This window comes from Bradyrhizobium sp. 190 (genome assembly GCF_023073415.1).
In the GTDB taxonomy this organism is placed as follows: Bacteria; Pseudomonadota; Alphaproteobacteria; order Rhizobiales; family Xanthobacteraceae; genus Bradyrhizobium.
On the sequence record NZ_JADPJL010000008.1, the window covers coordinates 603,215 to 621,189 of the forward strand.

At 63.3% G+C, this 17,975-nt stretch carries 18 protein-coding genes; 12 read left to right on the top strand and 6 right to left on the bottom strand.

Going from position 1 to position 17,975, the window contains the following annotated elements:
* Window position 1 precedes the first annotated feature (1 nt).
* From IVB22_RS06675 to IVB22_RS06690, 4 genes are all read right to left on the bottom strand, one after another.
* A complete protein-coding gene (locus tag IVB22_RS06675; RefSeq protein WP_247516502.1) occupies window positions 2–841 on the bottom strand; it encodes an ABC transporter permease in 840 nt (279 codons plus the stop codon).
* Window positions 838–1,809, bottom strand: coding sequence for an ABC transporter permease (locus IVB22_RS06680; protein ID WP_247516503.1), 972 nt, complete (start codon window positions 1,807–1,809; stop codon window positions 838–840). Before IVB22_RS06680 ends, IVB22_RS06675 begins: the two co-directional genes overlap by 4 nt.
* 73 nt (window positions 1,810–1,882) lie before the next feature.
* Window positions 1,883–3,436 (bottom strand): ABC transporter substrate-binding protein, encoded by a 1,554-nt coding sequence (locus IVB22_RS06685; protein ID WP_247516504.1) that lies wholly within the window; start codon window positions 3,434–3,436, stop codon window positions 1,883–1,885.
* A gap of 58 nt (window positions 3,437–3,494) precedes the next feature.
* On the bottom strand, window positions 3,495–4,283 hold the full coding sequence (locus tag IVB22_RS06690) for a class II aldolase/adducin family protein (protein WP_247516505.1): 789 nt from the start codon (window positions 4,281–4,283) through the stop codon (window positions 3,495–3,497).
* A 127-nt stretch (window positions 4,284–4,410) separates the two neighbouring features.
* Between IVB22_RS06690 and IVB22_RS06695 the strand changes: the two genes are divergently transcribed.
* From IVB22_RS06695 to IVB22_RS06705, 3 genes are all read left to right on the top strand, one after another.
* Window positions 4,411–5,151: a GntR family transcriptional regulator gene (locus IVB22_RS06695; RefSeq protein ID WP_247516506.1), complete on the top strand. Its 741-nt coding sequence runs from the start codon at window positions 4,411–4,413 to the stop codon at window positions 5,149–5,151.
* Window positions 5,148–6,173 (top strand): histone deacetylase family protein, encoded by a 1,026-nt coding sequence (locus IVB22_RS06700; protein WP_247516507.1) that lies wholly within the window; start codon window positions 5,148–5,150, stop codon window positions 6,171–6,173. Before IVB22_RS06695 ends, IVB22_RS06700 begins: the two co-directional genes overlap by 4 nt.
* Window positions 6,174–6,294: 121 nt before the next feature.
* Window positions 6,295–6,528, top strand: coding sequence for a hypothetical protein (locus IVB22_RS06705; RefSeq protein ID WP_247516508.1), 234 nt, complete (start codon window positions 6,295–6,297; stop codon window positions 6,526–6,528).
* A 16-nt stretch (window positions 6,529–6,544) separates the two neighbouring features.
* Here IVB22_RS06705 and IVB22_RS06710 read toward each other — a convergent pair whose 3' ends face one another.
* Window positions 6,545–7,396: an Mrp/NBP35 family ATP-binding protein gene (locus IVB22_RS06710; protein ID WP_374207477.1), complete on the bottom strand. Its 852-nt coding sequence runs from the start codon at window positions 7,394–7,396 to the stop codon at window positions 6,545–6,547.
* A gap of 7 nt (window positions 7,397–7,403) precedes the next feature.
* Window positions 7,404–9,440, bottom strand: a complete 2,037-nt coding sequence (locus IVB22_RS06715; RefSeq protein WP_374207478.1) for a 4Fe-4S binding protein — start codon at window positions 9,438–9,440, stop codon at window positions 7,404–7,406.
* 169 nt (window positions 9,441–9,609) lie between these two features.
* Here IVB22_RS06715 and IVB22_RS06720 point away from each other — a divergent pair, with 169 nt between their 5' ends.
* From IVB22_RS06720 to fdh3B, 9 genes are all read left to right on the top strand, one after another.
* Complete coding sequence (locus tag IVB22_RS06720; protein ID WP_247516510.1) at window positions 9,610–10,365, top strand: biotin/lipoate--protein ligase family protein; 756 nt, start codon at window positions 9,610–9,612, stop codon at window positions 10,363–10,365.
* A gap of 7 nt (window positions 10,366–10,372) precedes the next feature.
* On the top strand, window positions 10,373–10,948 hold the full coding sequence (locus IVB22_RS06725) for a DUF6505 family protein (protein ID WP_247516511.1): 576 nt from the start codon (window positions 10,373–10,375) through the stop codon (window positions 10,946–10,948).
* On the top strand, window positions 10,945–11,967 hold the full coding sequence (locus IVB22_RS06730) for a DUF6352 family protein (RefSeq protein ID WP_247516512.1): 1,023 nt from the start codon (window positions 10,945–10,947) through the stop codon (window positions 11,965–11,967). The genes IVB22_RS06725 and IVB22_RS06730 overlap by 4 nt, the downstream gene beginning before the upstream one ends.
* A gap of 28 nt (window positions 11,968–11,995) precedes the next feature.
* Window positions 11,996–12,508, top strand: a complete 513-nt coding sequence (locus IVB22_RS06735; RefSeq protein ID WP_247516513.1) for a DUF3305 domain-containing protein — start codon at window positions 11,996–11,998, stop codon at window positions 12,506–12,508.
* Window positions 12,505–13,203 (top strand): DUF3306 domain-containing protein, encoded by a 699-nt coding sequence (locus IVB22_RS06740; RefSeq protein WP_247516514.1) that lies wholly within the window; start codon window positions 12,505–12,507, stop codon window positions 13,201–13,203. Before IVB22_RS06735 ends, IVB22_RS06740 begins: the two co-directional genes overlap by 4 nt.
* Window positions 13,204–13,332: 129 nt before the next feature.
* Entirely contained in the window at window positions 13,333–14,121 is a 789-nt protein-coding gene (locus IVB22_RS06745; protein WP_247516515.1) for a molecular chaperone TorD family protein, read from the top strand.
* Window positions 14,122–14,154: 33 nt separating this feature from the next.
* Window positions 14,155–14,370, top strand: coding sequence for a hypothetical protein (locus IVB22_RS06750; protein WP_247516516.1), 216 nt, complete (start codon window positions 14,155–14,157; stop codon window positions 14,368–14,370).
* A gap of 13 nt (window positions 14,371–14,383) precedes the next feature.
* Window positions 14,384–17,350: a formate dehydrogenase subunit alpha gene (locus IVB22_RS06755; protein ID WP_247516517.1), complete on the top strand. Its 2,967-nt coding sequence runs from the start codon at window positions 14,384–14,386 to the stop codon at window positions 17,348–17,350.
* 14 nt (window positions 17,351–17,364) lie between these two features.
* Window positions 17,365–17,961: a formate dehydrogenase FDH3 subunit beta gene (gene fdh3B / locus IVB22_RS06760; RefSeq protein WP_028348819.1), complete on the top strand. Its 597-nt coding sequence runs from the start codon at window positions 17,365–17,367 to the stop codon at window positions 17,959–17,961.
* The last annotated feature ends 14 nt before the right edge of the window (window positions 17,962–17,975 follow it).

The window sequence follows — 17,975 nt, forward strand, 5'->3', positions numbered from 1 at the left end:
CTCAGCGCCCTCCCTTGGCGAGGCGGGGGTTGAGCGCGTCGTTGAGGCCTTCACCGATCAGGTTCAGCGCCAGCACCGAGGCCAGAATGGCGATCCCGGGGAATACCGTGATCCACCAGGCCTGGCGGATCACCGTGCGGCCGGCGCCGACCATGTAGCCCCACGACATCAGATTGGGATCGCCGAGGCCTAGGAAGGAGAGTGAGGATTCCAGCAGGATCGCGGTCGCGACCATCAGCGAGGCCAGCACGATGACGGGAGAGAGTGCATTTGGCAGGATCTCGCGCCAGATGATCCACCAGTTGCTTTGGCCGGTCACGACCGCCGCCTGGACATATTCGCGTGTGCGCAGCGACAGCACTTCGCCGCGCACCAGCCGCGCCACCGGGGGCCAGCTGACGATGGCAATGGCTGTAACGATCGATGCGATGGAGGGCTGCATGATCGCGACGAGCACGATCGCCAGCGCAAAACTCGGGACGGTCTGGAAGAATTCGGTGAAACGCATCAGCGCATCGTCGACCCGCCCGCCGAAATATCCGGCCGCGGCGCCGAGCGGGATGCCGACCGCCAGCGACGCCAGCGTCGAGATCAGGCCGACCAGCAGCGAGACGCGCGCGCCATAGATGATGCCTGCCATGACATCGCGGCCGAGCGCATCGGTCCCGAGCGGCAGGTTAGCCATTGTGAACGGCGGCAGGAACGGCCGCTGTACCATGCGCCAGGGCGAAGTCGGAAACAGCAGCGGGCCAAACAGCGCGACCGCGATCGTAACAGTCAGGATCGCGACGCCGATCATGCCGCCGGGATTGCGCAACAGCATTCGCCAGACCTGTTTCATGAGGCGAACTCGATGCGGGGATCGACGGAGCGGTAGACAAGGTCCGTGATCAGGTTGAAGGCCAGAACCATGGCCGAGCAGACGACGAAGACGCCGAGCAGCAAATTGTAGTCGCGCTGCAGCAGTGCTTCGTACATCAGGCGGCCGATGCCTGGCCACGCGAACACCGTTTCGGTCAGAACAGCGCCGCCGACCAGCGTGCCGGCCTGCAGGCCGGCGAGTGTCACCACCGGCAACAGCGCGTTGCGCAGCACGTGGCGGCGCTGGATCACGGTGTCGGAGAGGCCCTTGGCGCGCGCGGTCTTGACGAAGTCGAGCCTGTTGACCTCGAGCATCGAGGCGCGTGTCATGCGGGCATAGGTGGCCATGAAGAACAGGCCGATGGTCGTCGCCGGCAGGATCAGGTGGGCGGCGACGTCGAGCACATGCGCGAGCCCGGTATAGTTGGCGCCGACCGTCTCGTAGCCGAAGCTCGGCAGCCAATCCATCGTGACCGAAAACAGCAGGATCGCCATCAGCGCAACCCAGAACAGCGGCGTGGCGTAGAAGATCAGCGCCGCGACCGTGATCGCGGTATCGGCCCAGGTCCCGGCAAAGCGCGCCGCCAATGCGCCGAACAGGATGCCGAAGGCCAGCGAAATCGCAAACGCGGTCCCCGTCAGCAACAGCGTCGCCGGCAGGCGCTGCAGGATCAGCGTCGAGACCGGCATCTGCTGACGAAACGAGAATCCGAGATCGAGGCTGAGAATGCCTTTGACATAGAGAAACAGCTGCATCGGCAGCGGCTGGTCGAGACCGAACTTCTCGCGCAGTTGAGCCAGGAAAACCTGATCGCCTGCGCCGGCTTCACCCGCCATCACCAGCGCGGGATCGCCCGGCGCCATCCGGATCAGGAAGAAGTTGAGAACGACGAGCGCGAGAAGGACGACGATGGCCTTCGCGATCCGCTGTGCGATGAAGGAAATCATGTTCTGTCGCTTGCGTTGGAGTCGTCATATCCGGGCGTCAGGCCTGAGGCCTGACGCCCGACGAGTGGGCCGATTACTTCTCGATCCAGGCGTCGCGGAAACCGTCGTTCACGCCGATGCCGGTCGTGATCAGGTTCTTGACGCTGCAGCGGGTGATGGTCGGGAATTGCAGTTCGAGCATCCATGCGACCGGCACGTCCTCGACGAGGATCTTCTGCGCCTTGGCATAGATCCCCTCGCGCGCCGCATCAGGGAAGGCGACCGCGCCATCGGCGAACAGCTTGTCGATTTCGGGATTCGAATAGCCTTCGACGTTGTTGAACGGCGAGCCCTTGGCGATCTGGCTGGACACGTAGTTGCGGCCGACGCCGAGCGCGGGATCGCCATACTGATAGAGATAGGTGAAGGCGATGTCGTAGTCCCACTCGCTGACCTTTTGGTTCCAGCCGGGGACGTCGGTCGCGACCATGTCGACGTTGATCCCGACGTCCTGCAGGTTCTGGCGAACCATTTCGGCCCAGCGCCGCCACGTCTCGCCATAGGGCAAGGGCAGCATGCGGACTTTCTCGCCGTTGTACCCGGCTTCCTTGAGGAGAGCCTTCGCCTTGGCCGGATCGTAGTCGTATTTCGGCACCGCGCCGGTGTAGTACTTGATCGCCGAGCCCGACGGGCCGGTGGCGACCTTGCCGAGGCCATTCCAGACCACGTCCTTGGCCATGTTGCGATCGATCGCAAACATCAGCGCCTGGCGGAATTTCTTGTTCGCGGTTGGCCCTGAGCGGTTGTTGAGCCAGAGCCAGGAATGCGGGCTGAAGAACTCCCAGCCCGCACCCGTGACGCAGGTGTTCTTGAGCTTGCTCACGCGCGGCACGTCGAAATTTTCTATCGAGCCGCCCGGCAGCACGTCGACCTTGCCGGTTTCGTAGGCGACCGAACGCGCGGCCGCGTCCGGAATCACGTGCCAATAGATCTCGTCGATATTGGGCTTGCCCTTGACGTGGTAGTTCGGATTCTTGACCAGGCGGATGAACGAGCCCTTCTGCCATTCCCTAAACATGAAGGGCCCGGTGCCAACAGGCGTGTTGTTGGCCGGATTGGTCTTGAAATCGGTGCCTTCATAGATGTGCTTCGGAATCATCGGCAGCGAACCGACCTCGAAGATGCCGATGAAGGGGCCGAACGGCTGCTTCAGCGTGAAGACGACCGTCGATTCGTCGGGAGCCTCGACCTTGTCGAGCTGCACCAGATTGCCGCGGGCGCGCGCATGGGTCTGCTTGAGGAATTCGATCGAGAACAGGACGTCCGCTGATGTGAACGGCTTGCCGTCGTGCCAGGTCGCGCCCTTCACGAGCTTGAACGTATAGATCTTGCCGTCCTCGCTGACCGTCCAGCTCTCGGCGAGGCCGGGCAGGGGATCCAGCTTGGGGCTGTAGCGCAGCAGGCCTTCATAGATGTTGCCGGCGACCATCTGCGTCGGGCCGTTCTGGACCAGACCCACCATCAGGCTCGGCGGCTCCGGCTGAATCACGGCATTGACGAAGCCGCCTGCTTTCGGCCCCTCGGCGACTGCCGCGGTGCTCAGCATGCAAAGCGCGGCAAAGCTCATCAATATCTTTCGCTTGGACATTACTTACCTCGTTCAAAAATGGCTGGCCGGCGCGCTACCGGATTGAGGGGGGCGTTCGTCAGTTCGCGAAATCGGGATCGGTACGCTCAAGCATCCGCTTGAAGGCGGCCCATTCGCTGTCGGGCACGCCATTGGTTTCGATTGCGTCGTAGAAGTTGGCGTATTGGCCGGCCGTCTTGCGGGCCACCGCTGCCGATAGCTCGATGATCTCGGCGCCGGACGACTGCACGGCGAGCTGGGCGCGGCAGGAGCGTTCCAAATTGTGCATCAGCTTGAAGGCTTCGGAGACGGAGCGCCCGCAGGTCAGCATGCCGTGATTGCGCAGCACCATCACGAACTTGTCGCCGAGATCGGCGACAAGGCGCGAACGCTCATCGAGATCGAGCGCGATGCCTTCGTAGTCGTGATAGGCGAGGCAGTCGGTAAACTGCAGCGACCATTGATTGAGCGGCAGCAGGCCCTGTTTCTGGCAGGCGATGGCGATGCCCGCGACCGTGTGCGTGTGCAGGACGCAGATCGCGTCATGCCGCGCGGCATGGATCGCACTGTGAATCGTGAAGCCGGCCGGGTTGATGCCGAGCCCCATGGGATCATCGATGACGTTCCCGTCGAGGTCGACCGTCACCAGGTTTGACGCGGTGACTTCCTCGAAGCGCAGGCCGTAGGGGTTGATGAGGAAGCGGTCTTGCCGGCCCGGAAGCCGGACGGAGATGTGGGTGTAGATGCTGTCGTCCAGACCAAGCCGGTGAATCAGCCGGTAGGCTGCCGCGAGGTCGATCCGGATTTGGAGAGTCTGGTCTGCCGCCGCCGGCCATGCCTTTGCGGTGTTTGGAGCTGCGCTGGTCATTTCCGCCTTTACCCATTTTCAACCTTTTCAAGTTGCAGGGGGCGGAACAATTTGGCAAGATGAATCTGTCGACAATCGACGATTAAAAAATATACACGAGCTGACGTAGGTTTAGCCGATGCGCTCCATGTCTCTTCCGGTCGGATTGCCGGCACTTACCGACAGCGATCTGGTCGGCCAGGTCGCCCGCATCCTCACGCAAGCGGTCGTTCAGGGCCGCCTGCCGCCGGGTTCCAAGGTAGTGGAAGCGGGCATTGCCCGCGAATTGGGCATCAGCCGCGCGCCGGTGCGGGAAGCGGCGCGGCTGCTGGAAAAGCAGGGGCTGCTGGTGGCAAAGCCGCGCCGTGGCTTTTTCGTGCGCAAGCTCGAAATCAGGAACATCGACGAGATCTATGATTTGCGGCTTTGCATTGAGCGCCACGCCAGCGTGCTGGCAGCGCGCAATCTCACCGCCGACGCGCGCGACGCGTTACGGCGGCAACTCGATATTCTCCACAGGACAGCCGATCTCGACGATCCGGCACGGCAAGTAGAAGAAGACTATCGCTTTCACCGGCTGATCTTCGAAATCGCCGATAACCGGCGCTTGCTGCGGTTGTTCGATGATCTCGCGGCCGAGCTGCGCATGGTCATCGGGCTGATTGGCCGCCTGTACGATGATCCGCATGAGATCGCGCGGACGCATGAGCCGCTGCTTGCGGCGATCGAAGCCGGGTACCCCGAACGCATCACCGCACATGTCGATCACCATATCGGTCACGCTTGGCGCGAGGTCGGCAGACTGGTGCGGGAGCTTACGCCTCCGAGCAGCGATGCCGGTGCGGCGTCAAGCGGAATTCTATTGCCCACCAACGGAGTACCCGCGTGAAGGCCGTCTACACCGAGCTGCATCGCAGCCACGATCCGCAATTCTTCCTGGTGCGCGGCGTCATCCAGCGCACCACCGAGCAGCCGGAGCGCGCCGATCGTTTGCTGGCAGGGTTGAAGGCCGGCAAGCACGATCTGGTCTCGCCGACGGCTTTCGGTCAGGGACCGAGGTCGCGCGTCCACAGTCCCGAATATCTTCGCTTTCTGGAGGAGGCGTGGGACGCCTGGAGTGCGCTTGGCGATGCCGGCCCTGAAATGATCGCCAACATGCATCCGGTGCGCTACGCCGCCACTTACCCGACCCACATCGTCGGTCGCCTCGGCTGGCACACCATCGATACCTCGTGCCCGATCGGTCCCGGTACCTGGGCTGCCGCCTGCGCTGCGACCGACGTTGCCACGACGGCCGCCCAACTCGTCATGGACGGCGAAGACGCGGCTTACGCGCTGTGCCGGCCGCCCGGCCATCATGCCTATCGCGATCTTGCGAGCGGATTCTGCTTTCTCAACAATAGCGCAGTGGCGGCGGCTCAACTTAAGCTGAAGCACGAGCGCGTCGCGATTCTCGATGTCGACGTGCATCACGGCAACGGCACGCAGGGCATCTTCTACGAACGGCCCGACGTGCTCACGGTGTCGATCCATGCCGATCCGGTCTTCTTCAATCCGTTCGTATGGGGATATGCGCACGAGCGTGGCGCCGGCCCCGGCCTCGGCGCCAACCTCAACATTCCGTTGCCGAAGGGCACCGGGGATGACGACTACATCAAGGCGATTGGTGAAGCGGAAAAAACCATCCGCGCGTTTGCGCCCGGTGCGCTCGTGGTGGCGCTCGGCCTCGATGCCTCGGAGCACGATCCGCTCGCCGGCCTTGCGGTGACGACGGCCGGCTTCCGGCGCATCGGCGCTGCGATCGCCCGACTGGGCCTTCCGACCGTTTTCGTGCAAGAGGGAGGCTATCTCTCCGATATCCTCGGCGCCAATCTCACCGCTGCACTCGGCGGTTTCGAGGAGGCTCGTTAGCCGCAGGTCGGCTTCTGCCACGCCTGCTTGCAGGTGTGGCACGATGTCCTGATGTCCAAATCTCGACATCGGCCAACGGCCGATCTAGGCTCAGGGCGCGATGCAACGAAGAACGGTCCGAATGCTCCATGCTTTGCGGGCTCTGCTGGCTCCGTTCTGGAGTTATTCCCGAGAGCGGACGGCTGCGCAGCGCGATGCGACCGACAAATCGGCCTCGCCACTTCTCGTTTACATTGTCGCTGTTCTTTTCCTGGTCCTGTCGATTCTAACCGTCGATCTGCACCGCGACGAACTGCGCGCGCTCGGCCTTGTCGACGGAGCGGAACGAATCAATCCGGTCTTCATGAGCCCGTGAGTTACTCGCGTGGCGTCTATTCGATGACGATGCGCGGCGGCGGCCGGTGCGCCGCGCCGGTTACGATCGTGGTCCAGATCTCGCGTGCTATGCCGATGTAATGCATGGCGTGGACGCCGTCGGGCTCGACGGCGACGATCGGGCGGCCATCGTCGGAGGTCTGGCGGATCTGCATATCGAGCGGAATTTCGCCGAGATAGGGAATGCCGCGGTTTTCGGCTTCCGTCCGCGCGCCGCCGTGGCCGAAGATCGGCGTGACGTGGTTGCAGGTCGGGCAGCAGAAGCTCGACATGTTTTCGATTAGTCCCAGGATAGGGATGCTGACCTTCTGAAACATCGCGATGCCGCGTCGCGCGTCGATCAGGGCGATGTCCTGCGGCGTCGAGACGATGATCGCGCCGGCGAGCGGCGCCTGTTGCGCCATGGTGAGCTGCGCGTCGCCGGTGCCGGGCGGCAGGTCGACGACGAGGATATCGAGATCGTCCCATGCGACTTCGCGGAGCATCTGCGTGATCGCCGAGATCACCATCGGCCCGCGCCAGATCATGGCGTTGTCTTCCTCGACCAGAAAGCCGATCGACATCACCTTGACGCCAAAACGCTCCATCGGCTCCAGCATGCGCGGGCCGAGCTGCCGCGGCTTGCCGCGCAGTCCGAACAGTCTTGGTTGCGACGGGCCGTAGATGTCGGCATCGAGAATGCCGGTCTTCAGCCCGAGCGCCGCAAAGCCGAGCGCGAGGTTGCAGGAGGTGGTGGATTTGCCGACGCCGCCCTTGCCGGAGGCAACCGCGACGATGTGCTTGACGCCGGGAATGCCGGCGGCTCTTGAGGTCGCGCGGGCCTTGAGATCTGGAGGTGCGGTAGACACAGACTGCTTACGATCCAAGCGGATCGTCCTTCTTCACATTGCGCGCGCGCAGATAATCCTCTGTCGACATGACCGGCGGGCGTTGCGGGGCCGCATGCGGGTCAAAGCTTTCGTTCACCACCGCTTCGACTCGGCAATCCGCGCACATCTTGATGACGTCAAGACGTTTGGCGTTGGCGCCCTGGAACATCCAGTGCTTCTCGCCGAGCTTTGCAAGCACACGGTCGATCGAGCTTTTGGTGCCGAAAGGTTTGCCGCAGGCGATGCAGTTGAACGGCTCTTCCTCCTTCAGCACGCGTTGCGGCGTGTTCCAGGCCTGGAAGTCGAGACGCGGTTCGATGGTGATGACGTGCTCGGGGCAGGTCGATTCGCAAAGCCCGCATTGCACGCAGAGGCTTTCGGTGAAGCGCAGCATCGCGCGATCAGGGTTATCGGACAGCGCGCCGGTCGGGCAGGCCGTGACGCAGGCATGGCAGAGGGTGCAGCCTTCGACATTCAGGTTCACGGTACCGAAGGGAGCGCCCGGCGCCAGCGGTACGACACCGACCGGCGTGGGGGCGGCGAGATGAAGCTCTCGAAACGTCGTCTCCAGCACGCCGCGTTTCGCGCCGCGAGGAACAAAGCCGGCCGGCTTTTGAGTTGCGACGCCGCGGGGAGCGGCATCCAGCATCGCGCGCAACTGATCCGGATCGTCGGTCTCGATGATCCGGATGATGCCGGTGCCGAAGCCCAGCGCGGTAACGATTCGATCCGACGTCTCGATCGCGCGGTGGAGTGCCGTGATGTCGTGGCGGGGCTTGGCGCGTGTGAGCAGCGCGACGCCGCTGCCGCCATAGGCAAAGACGGATGCGAGGAGTTCCGGACCGAGCTGCGTCACTTCATTGACGCGCAGCGGCAGCACATTGGCCGGCAAGCCTTCGCCGAACCGCGCCAGGGCGTCGATGATTTCCTCGCCGTGCTCGCCGTCGTGAAACAAGACCACGGCGTCGCTTCCGCCGGCCTTGCGATAGGTTTGCAGCAGCGTGCGCAGCCGCCGCATCAGGGCATCTACGCTCGGCAGCGCATAAGAGGCCGCGCCGGTCGGGCATACCGAAGCGCAGGAACCGCAGCCGGCGCAGATATTGGCATCGATCGCGACTGCATTACCGTTCGGCGTAATCGCGCCGGTCGGACACAGGTCGAGGCAACGCGTACATCCAGTGATGGACGAACGCGAATGCGCGCAGAGCGACGGCTCGAAATTGACAAAGCGCGGCTTGTCGAAGGTACCGACGAGGCCGCCGGCATCCGCAATCGCGCGCTCGACGGCGGCCTTGTCGCGCGGATCGGCGCGCAGGTAACCGGGGCGTAGTTCATGCGCGGGAAACAGCGGCGTGCCGCCCGAAAGATCGAGGATCAGATCGCAGGTCGAAGTGGCGCCGTTGCGCGACGTTCCAAACACGAGCTTCGCACGCGAGGAAGGGGAGGGCAGCGCGTAATCGTCGATCGCAAGCTCGAATTGCCCAAGATGTCCGCGTGCATTGCGGATCGTGCCCTTGAGCACGGGAAACTCGTTCGTGCGGCGCGGGGTCACGTCGCCGGGTTTGGTGAGCAGCACGGTAATGTCCAAACGATCGGCGAGACGTTGCGCCGCGTCGATCGCGATTTCGTCGCGGCCATAGATCAGTGCAACGCCGCTGCTCTCGAGCGTGACCAATGAGATCGCCGGCATATCTTCGCCCGCTGCGGCAATCAGCGCCGCGGCTTTTGGTCCCGCCGCCGCGGCATCCTTCGACCAGCCGCCGGTCTCGCGGATGTTGACGAAGGTGAGCTGGGCTTCCGGTGAGTTCTCCGCGACTTCCCGGAACAGCGGGGCTTCCTGCGTGCAGGCAACCGTGATCGGCGAGCCTTCGGCGAGCGCCTCCTTGAAGCGGTCGAGGTCGAGGCCGCAAAGCTGGTTTGCCTGCGTGACCTTGGCCGTGCAGCCGCGACCGATCGCTGCCGCATCGAGCGGCATGGTCTTCTCGCAACTGCAAATCAGGAGGCGAGACGTCGCCGCACTCATTTTGAAATACCTTGAACCCGATGCACCAAGATGGGCGGTTGCTTCATCCCACGGTTCTGCGGTAACCGCTCGGGCGGATATCTGCAAGACACAAAGGCCGCTCGCGCCGCCGGCTTGCGCGGGATAGCATACACCCGCAGGCTATGAAGCAATGAGGGAATAGTTCTTCGTGATCGCTCGTCTCGGGGATACGGAACAGACACTCGATCTGCCCCCCGGTTATACTTTGGTCGCGTTGCGCGAGCTCGGCGATGCCTTCACGCATGCTCGCGAGATCGCGGCGGAGGCGGGCGCGGGGACTTTCGTGTGGGTGCGCCGCTACGATCTGGTCGAGTTCGCGGTGGTCCTTGAACCCGACGAACCGCTCCGTTCAGCGCGACGGGCATTGTTTGCCGGCATGAATGCGCTGGCCGATGCGATTGCCGCCCATTGTCCGCCGGAGCGGGAGGTCACGTTCGACTGGCCTGATGCTGTCAGGTTCGACGCGGGGTTGCTCGGCGGCGGACGGCTGGGCTGGCCGGCGGAATGCACCGAAGACGACATACCTGAATGGCTCGTTTTCGGCGTGATCCTGCGCGCGGCCGCCATGGCGCATGTCCCGGAGATGCAGGCGGCCTCGGGCGTGTCCTTGCTGAGCGAAGGTTTTGAGATGGTCGATACCGATGCGATCATCGAGAGCTTCAGCCGCCACCTCATGACCGCGTTCGACCGCTGGAAAGAGCGCGGCTTCGAGGCGATCGCGCGGGACTATCTGGAACGGCTTCCCAAAAGCAAAGCCGGCGAGCGACGCGGCATCGACGTCAACGGCGATCTTCTGGTCGGCCTGCCTGCCGGTAGCGGAGCGCCCGAGCGGAGCAGTCTGGTGGATGCGCTGGGGCGCGCTGCTTGGTATGATCCGCAGGCGCGCGGTCCGAAATTCGGATGAGGCGGACATGTTGAAATTTCCGCGAACCATCAGGCTGGACCCGTCGGATACGTTCGTCTTCGAGCGGGCAGCCGAACCCGGTGAATGGGCTGTTTCCGGCGCGTTCGTGTTCTGGAACCGGGATCTGGCCACGCTCGGCCAGAAGCAACGCGTGGCGCTGCGTTCGGGCTTTCTCGGCATCGACAGTCTCGGATGGTCGACCCTTGCCATCGTCACCGAAGCCACCGAAGCGGAGCGGTCGGCGATGATCGAGCGGCTCGCTAGCCAGTTGATGGAGAAATTCGGGGCGCCCGATGCGAATGCTGCGCGCCTTGCCGCCGAGGAGGAGATCGCGTTCGCAGCTTCGCTGTGCGAGCATCCGCCGCAGACGCTGCTTGCCGTGCAGCGCAGCGTCGAAAACGGTGAAATCCGCGAGCGCTTTCGCACTCTCAAGCCGCGCCCTGTTGCCGCAGATGCCGACCGGTTGCACGCCCATGCCAGCGCCTTTACCTTCCATGAGGTCGAAGGCGATGTTGAACCTGCCGAAGAGGTCGATCTTCTCAGGCTGATCAAGACCGATGCCAGAACGACGGATCGTACATGAGAGAATTCTGGGTCGCCTCGGGCCATCACCTCACGCGCCGCGCCGACCACGGCGGGCTGGTCGCGACGCCTGAACTCATCATGGCCTATCTGGCGCGGCCCGAATTGATGCCGCCGGCGGATGCCTGCGAGGCCGAGCGCGATCTGCATGCGCGCCTGATGGCCGATCCGCTGCGCCCGGTCTCTAGCGCGGACATCGCCCGGCTTGCCGATGCCGACGCCCGCGAAAACTGGTCCTTCATGATGAATTTCCGCGACCGGTTGATGGCGGCGCCGTCGCTGGAGGCGGTTTATGTCGCGCTGGCGCGCAAGGGGGCGGGCGACCTGCCGCCGATCTTTCTGTCGCAGTTATGTCATCTGATTCTGCGCAACGCACTCGAAGGCTGCGACGACCCTTATATATTGCGCGCAGCGGAGCTGTTCTATCGCAGCCAACTGGCGGCCGTTCACGACGGCACGCTGCTGCTGGCCGATGCGGAGGTGATCGAGGCGGAGCAGCATGCCCAGCACGACCTGCATTCATCGCCGCTCACGGCCATGCTGCAACAGCCGAAGTCCTTCGGCGAGATGGACGTGATGGACGACGAAAACGCGTGGACCTACTGGTCGCGATCGGACGCGCACGCGATGGTGATGAATCTCGGCGGCAATGCCAAGGCGCGCGCCGGGCTGTGCCGGGTCATCGAGCGGTGGATCGGCCATCTGCTCGGCGTTACCGTCAGCGTCGAAACTATCGCCTCGATCGAGGATCGCGACTGGCGCTGGTTCGTCGGTCTCGACAGCGACGCGACGCGGATCGGCAATGCGCTGTGGCACGGCGAGCGCTTGGAGGGCGACGTTGCCGAGCGCATCGTTGCCTTGATGCGCCTGACCATCGAAGATGCGCGGCTGGTGGATGAGCGGGTCGGCGACAAGCCCGTCTACCTCATCCTCGCCATGGGCGCCGACAAGGTGGTGAGATTGAAACCGCAAAACCTGATCGCGGGATTGCCGCTTGCGGCGGCCGCGAATGTCACATGATCCACCGACGAGAGGATCGGGAATGGCAATGACTGAAGCATCCCGCGAGGTTGGTGTGGTGGTGCGGCGCCGTTCGATCGACAATCCCTGGATCGACCAGTTGTGGTCGCCGGCGATGATTCTGGACGAGGTGCCAGCGACTGCGCCGTGGACCGTGCTGTCCAACGAACCCGATACGACGACCTATTACGCGGGCTCGGCGAGCATCGATCTGTTCAGCTCGGAAACGGCGAATTATCGCGATAACCTTGCCGACGGCGCACCGCGCATCTGGGTCGCGTTGCGGCGTCAGGACGGTGGCGCAGAGCTCGAATTGACCAAGGTAACCGCCGACCCGACCGAAGGGGAGGCGATGTTCGAAAGCGGCTGCGACGTGATCGGTACCGTGCCGATGCCGCCGGAGATCGCGTCATGGATTGCAGCCTTTGTCGATCGATTCCATGTCGAGCGCGTGTTCCACAAACGCCAGCGGGATCGCGCCAGCGGCGATCGGCCGCGCGTGCCGGGCGGCCGATCGGATGAAGGAACGGGACGCCGATGAGTGGTCCGGACGAAACCGATCGGGACAAGGGCTTTCTGGCGCGATGGTCGCAGCGCAAGCAGGAGGCAAAACAGCCGGAGCCGACGCAGGCCGAGCCGGCTGCCGAAAGTGTCGAATCGCCAGGATCGCCCGCACCGCAAGGCGAAGACGTCACGCCGGAATTCGATCTCTCGACCTTGCCAAAGCTCGAGGAACTGACTGGTAGCACGGACATCACCGCATTTCTTCGCAAGGGCGTTCCCGAACATTTGCGGAATGCGGCCTTGCAAAAATCCTGGGCGCTGGATCCCGCGATCCGTAATTACGTCAATCCAGCGCTCGAATACGCTTATGACTGGAATGCGCCGGGCGGGGTGCCCGGCGGCGGCGAACTCGGCGCTGGCGTCGATGTCGCGCGACTGGTGTCGCAGATCATGGGAGAACCCGCAGCCGAGACGACAAATTCCGACGCAAGTTCCAAAGGTGAGGCCGCAGGCTCTCCGATAGAGCCGTCCGAACGCGATCTGTCGGCGGAACCACAGGAAGATCTCCCGGCGCAGTCTCTCAGACGGTCCGGGGAACCGGCGGCGGAGACGGAAGTGAAGGCCGATGGCGATGCCAGCGAACCTGGGCCGGCCGAAGAAACCCAGCCGGTTCAGCCTGTTGCACCGCAGCAGCCAGTGCGACGTCATGGCACCGCAAAACCGATTGTTTAGACAAAAGTTTTTGCGGACATAGCCAATGGCTATGTTAGAGAGTCTCCAGCTTGGAATAATTCCAGTTCTAAGTTTGTTTGCCCGGGGACACGGGTGGGCGCGAGTGGGCGGGGAGAAATCGGTAGCACCATGCGTGATGCCGGACTGGAACTAGCTATTAAGGCAGCAGGTGGCGTCGGGTCGCTCGCGCGGAGGCTCGGTATTGCGCAGCCGTCGGTTTCGGCGTGGTCGCGCATTCCCGCCGAGCGGGTTCTCGCTGTCGAAACGTTGACGCAGGTGAATCGTTTTGTCCTGCGTCCCGATCTCTACGGATCATCCGAGAATCAGGTGACATCGAAACCCGAAATTGACGAGATCGATCAACTGCGTGCCGCGGAATACGGCCTGTTGTCGTTGTTGCTCGGCAAGGCGCCTGACGCCGAAACGCTCAAGCGCGTGGCCACGCTGAAGGGCGATGGTTCCGAACTCGGCATGGCGCATATCGAACTCGCAGCCGCAGCCGCGGCGACCGATGATCGCGCCGTGAGCAAGGAGTTCTTCGATCTCTTCATTGGCCTCGGCCGCGGCGAACTGCTGCCCTATGCCTCCTACTATCTGACCGGCTTTCTTCACGAGCGTCCGCTGGCGCGGGTGCGCGAGGATCTGCGCACGCTCGGGATCGAGCGCGCGGGCCCCTCGCGCGAGCCGGAAGATCACATCGCCATTCTGCTCGAGGTCATGGCTGGCCTCGCACGCGACGACTTTGAGGCTGAGTTCGCCGAACAGGTGCGTTTTTTCGAACGGCATCTCAAGCCGTGGGCGGTGCGGATGTTCGCCGATCTGGAAATGTCGCCATCGGCGCGCTTCTACCGCGCCGTCGGCCGCGCCGGCCGTGTCTTCATGGAATTGGAATCCGAGGCCTTCACGCTGTCCGAGTGACGGCGAAAGGCAAGAACTATGAAGGAGATCGCAATGAGCAAGCCATCTGACAGCAAGGGCAAATCACGGGCCACAGGGGTGGATCGGCGCAGCCTGTTTCTGATGGGCGGTTCGGCGGTCGCTGCAGCAGCCGTTGTGCCGCTCACTGGCGGCGAGGCGGTTGCGGACGAGTCGCAGGCCGAGCGCGTCAAGGCTCGCTACAAAGAAACCGATCACGTCAAGAATTTCTATCGCGTCAACCGCTATTGATGGGACCACGCACATGTTGATGAAGCGAAGAGATGGATCCGCGGGCAGGGCGCGTTTGCAGGGTATCGCTGCCGGCCTCGCGTCGGGAGTTCTCGATCGCCGCACGTTCCTGCGGCGGTCCGGTCTGGCGGCCGGTGCGGGCGCCGCGATCGGCCTGATGCCGCTCGGCTCGGTGCGCAAGGCGCAGGCCGGGCCTGAGAAGGTCGGCGCACCGACCGAAATCAGGAAGAACATCTGCACGCATTGCTCGGTCGGCTGCACCGTGATCGCCGAAGTGCAGAACGGCGTCTGGGTCGGCCAGGAACCGGCCTGGGACAGCCCGATCAATCGCGGCTCGCACTGCGCCAAGGGCGCAGCCGTGCGCGAACTCGTCCACGGCGACCGCCGGCTGAAATATCCGATGAAGCTCGTCAACGGCGAGTGGCAGAAGGTCTCGTGGGATCAGGCCATCAACGAGATCGGCGACAAGATGATGGAAATTCGCGCCAAGTCGGGCGCCGATTCCGTCTATCTGCTGGGCTCCGCGAAATTCTCCAACGAGGGTGGTTATCTGTTCCGCAAGTTCGCGGCGTTCTGGGGCACCAACTCGATCGATCACCAGGCCCGCATCTGTCATTCGACCACCGTCGCCGGCGTCGCCAATACCTGGGGCTACGGCGCGATGACGAATTCCTACAATGACATGCGCAACTCGAAGACGATCGTCTTCATGGGATCGAACGCCGCCGAAGCCCATCCGGTTTCATTGCAGCACATCCTCTCCGGCAAGGAGCTCAACCGCGCCAACGTGTTCGTGCTCGACCCGCGCTTCACCCGCACCGCGGCGCATGCCACCGAATATGTGAGGTTCCGCAGCGGTACCGATATCGCCGTCATCTGGGGCATGCTGCATCACATCTTCAACAATGGCTGGGAAGACAAGGAATTCATCAAGCAACGCGTCTACGGCATGGACCAGATCCGCGCCGAAGTCGCGAAGTGGACGCCGGAAGAGGTCGAACGTGTCACCGGAATTCCCGGCGAGCAGTTGAAGAAGGTCGCCGAGACGTTTGCCAAGCAGAAGCCATCGGCCTTTGTCTGGTGCATGGGCGGCACCCAGCACACCGTCGGCACCGCCAACGTCCGTGCCTATTGCGACCTGCTGCTGGCGACCGGCAATGTCGGCACCTTCGGTGGCGGCGCCAACATCTTCCGCGGCCATTGCAACGTGCAGGGCGCGACCGATATCGGCCTCGATATCGTGACGTTGCCGCTCTACTACGGCCTGGTCGAAGGCGCCTGGAAGCACTGGGCGCGCGTCTGGGAGGTGGAATACGATTACCTGCAGTCGCGTTTCGACGAAGTACCGGCGAAGGCCGGTCGTCCGGCGCGCACCCGCAAGCAGAACATGGAGCTGCCGGGCATCCCGTGGACCCGCTGGTTCGATGCGACGCTTGCCAACCCTGATGACGTCGACCAGCGCGATGTCGTGAAGGGCGTGGTCATCATGGGGCATGGCGGCAATACAGTGCCGCGCATGACCGAGATGGTGAAGGGCCTCGAAAAACTCGAATTGCTCGTGGTCGCCGATCCGCATCCCACAACGTTCGCCGCGATCTCCGACCGCAAGAACGGCACGTACCTGTTGCCGGCCTGCACCCAGTTCGAGACCTCGGGCTCGCGCACGGCCTCCAACCGCTCGCTGCAGTGGGGCGAGCAAATCGTCAAGCCGATCTTCGAATCGAAGGATGATTACGAGATCATCTATCGGCTGTCTGAAAAGCTTGGTTTCGCTGACAGGATGTTCAAGAACATCAAGGTCGAGAACAAGCAGCCGTCGGCCGAAGACCTGCTGCGCGAAATCAACCGCGGCGGGTTCTCGACTGGCTATTCCGGCCAGTCGCCGGAACGGCTGAAGGCGCACATGAACAACCAGGGCAAATTCGACCTGGTGACCCTGCGTGCCAAGGCAGACGAGCCCGAGATCGGCGGCGACTATTACGGCCTGCCGTGGCCGTGCTGGGGCACGCCGCAGATCCGACATCCGGGAACGCATACGCTCTACAACACCAACCTTCATGCCAAGGACGGCGGCGGCACATTCCGCGCCCGCTTCGGCGTGGTCTATGAAGAGAAGCAGCCGGACGGCTCGGTGAAGAACGTCAACATGCTGGCCGAAGGCTCCTACAGCAAGGGATCTGAACTGACCGACGGCTATCCCGAGTTCACTTACGGCGTGCTCAAGAAGCTCGGTTGGGACAAGGACCTCACCGCGGACGAACTCGCCACCATCAACAAGATCGGCGGCAACAACCCTGATGGCGTCGGTTGGGCGGTCGATCTGTCGGGCGGCATCATCCGCGTTACGCTCGAACATGGCGTGATGGCGTATGGCAACGGCAAGGCCCGCGCGGTGGCGTGGAATCTGCCCGATCCCGTGCCGGTTCATCGCGAGCCGATCTACACGGCGCGGCCCGATCTGGTCGCGAAGTACCCGACGCGTCCGGACGGACGTCAGTTCCGCATGGCCAATCTCGGCTTCTCCGTTCAGAAGGCGGCGGTGGACAAGGGGCTGGCCAAGCAATTCCCGATCATCCTGACCTCGGGACGCCTCGTTGAATACGAAGGCGGCGGCGAGGAAACCCGGTCGAACAAATGGCTCGCCGAATTGCAGCAAGACATGTTCGTCGAGGTCAACACGTCTGACGCTGCCGAGCGCGGCATCAAGGACGGCGGCTGGGTCTGGGTGTTCGGTCCGGAAAACGGCTCGAAGGCCCGCGTCAAGGCGCTGGTCACCGACCGTGTCGGCAAGGGCGTGGCATTCATGCCATTCCACTTCTCCGGCTGGTTCCAGGGCGTCGACCAGCGCAGCAAATATCCGAAGGGCAGTGACCCGATCGTGCTGGGCGAAAGCGTCAACACGATCACGTCCTACGGCTACGATCCGGTCACCGGCATGCACGAGGGCAAAGTAACCCTGTGCCAGATCCAATCGGCGTGAGAGGAGAATAGATCATGGCTCGCGTCAAATTTCTTTGTGATGCCGACCGTTGCATCGAGTGCAACGCCTGCGTGACGGCCTGCAAGAACGAACATGAAGTGCCGTGGGGCATTAACCGCCGCCGCGTCGTCACCATCAATGACGGCAAGCCCGGCGAACGGTCGGTCTCCATGGCCTGCATGCACTGCACCGACGCGCCGTGTGCGGCGGTCTGCCCGGTGTCGTGCTTCTACACCACTGCCGACGGCGTCGTGCTGCACTCCAAGGACCTCTGCATCGGCTGCGGTTACTGCTTCTACGCCTGTCCGTTTGGCGCGCCGCAATATCCAAAGGTCGGCAACTTCGGATCGCGCGGCAAGATGGACAAGTGCACCTATTGCGCAGGTGGGCCGGAAGCGGACTCCACGCCGGCCGAATACGCCAAATACGGTGCCAACCGCCTCGCCGAAGGCAAGCTGCCGATTTGCGCCGAGATGTGCTCGACCAAGTCGCTGCTCGCCGGAGACGGCGCGATCATTGCCGAGATCTACAAGGAGCGGGTGATGAAGCGCGGTTACGGCTCCGGCATGTGGGGCTGGAAGACCGCCTACAGCGATTCGCCAACCGGCTGATGCAACGGCCGCTG